Raw genomic sequence first — 1464 nt, forward strand, 5'->3', positions numbered from 1 at the left:
GGGGGTGGTCCTACGTTGTTGATGGGTCGGATGGGCTGTCGTACGGTCCGGAAGATCCAGTGGCCCCGGGTATGGCTTGGGGGTGGTTGCCTTCGATGGTTCCTGTGACACCTGGCCGCCCGGGACCGCACGACGACTCGACCACTGATGAGGAGCTGCGGGCCCACGGGTATCGCTGAGTAGGACCATGCTGGCGGAGTCGTCCGGATGCACGGAGTACGCCGAACGACCGGAGGAGCCCCATGGCCTGGCACTGGGCGGGTACCGACATCGGCAAGGCCCACCACCACACCGTCGTCCTGGACGCCGAGGGCGAAGTCCTGTTCTCGCGGAAAGTGGTCAACGACGAGCCGGAACTGCAGGACCTCATCAGCGACGTCCGGAAGCTGGGTGAGGACGTCATCTGGGCCGTGGACGTCGCCGACGGCATGGCCTCCCTGCTCGTCAATGTCCTGCTCAACCATGGGCAGACGATTGTCTATCTGCCCGGCCTCGCAGTGAACCGCGCCTCCGCCGGCTACCGCGGCCTGGGGAAAACCGATGCGAAGGACGCCCGCGTCATCGCCGATCAGGCACGCATGCGTCGTGACCTGCACGTTCTCACTCCCGAGAGCGAACTGGCCGCCGAACTACGGGTCATGACCGACCGGCGGGCCGATCTGGTCAAGGAGCGGACCCGGAAGACCAACCGCCTTCATGCACAAGTGCTGAGCATCTTTCCTGCCCTGGAACACACGCTGGAGCTCACGAACACCGGCCCGCTGGTGCTGCTGTCGGGCTACCAGACCCCTGCTGGCCTGCGGCGTTTAGGCCGCAAGCGGCTCACATCGTGGCTGCGTCGCCGCAAGGTCCGCAGCGCCGAGACGCTCGCCGATGCTGCCGTCGACGCGGCGGATCGGCAGCGCACGCGTCTGCCCGGTGAGGACGCGATCGCACACGTAGTCCGAGACTTGGCGCTGGAACTGATCGAGCTCCACAAGAAGATCCACGAACTGGACAAGCACATTGAGATCCGGTTTCACCAGCACGAACTCGCCCCGGTGATCGCCAGCCTGCCAGGCATTGGACCGCTGCTCGGGGCCGAGTTCCTCGCCGCGACCGGTGGCGGCCTGGATCGATTCCCCAGTGCCGACCGGCTTGCCGCTTTCGCCGGCGTTGCTCCGGTCCCCCGGGACTCTGGAAACGTGAACGGCAACCTGCATCGGCCCCACCGCTACCACCGTGGCCTGCAGCGCGTCTTCTACCGCTCCGCGATGATCAGCATCCGCAGCTGCCCGGAATCCCGGATCTTCTACGACCGCAAGAGAGCCGAGAAGAAGACGCACAAGCACGCCGTCCTCGCGCTCGCCCGTCGTCGCGTCAATGTTCTGTTCGCCATGATCCGTGACCGGCAGAGCTATCAACCCCCAACTCCCATCACCCCTGCGGCTTGACAACAACATGAGGAGGTGTCACCGGGTCCGA

The 1464-nt window shown here is 65.6% G+C and carries 1 protein-coding gene; it reads left to right on the forward strand.

Translation table 11 applies throughout. The annotated features are described in order from the left end of the window. The first annotated feature begins 242 nt into the window (after positions 1-242). Positions 243-1433 carry an IS110 family RNA-guided transposase gene (locus tag ACZ44S_RS39095; RefSeq protein ID WP_466938270.1) on the forward strand — a complete coding sequence of 397 codons (1191 nt, stop codon included), beginning with the start codon at positions 243-245 and terminating at the stop codon, positions 1431-1433. Positions 1434-1464: the final 31 nt, after the last annotated feature.

The sequence above is a fragment of the Streptomyces malachitofuscus genome (assembly GCF_055571035.1).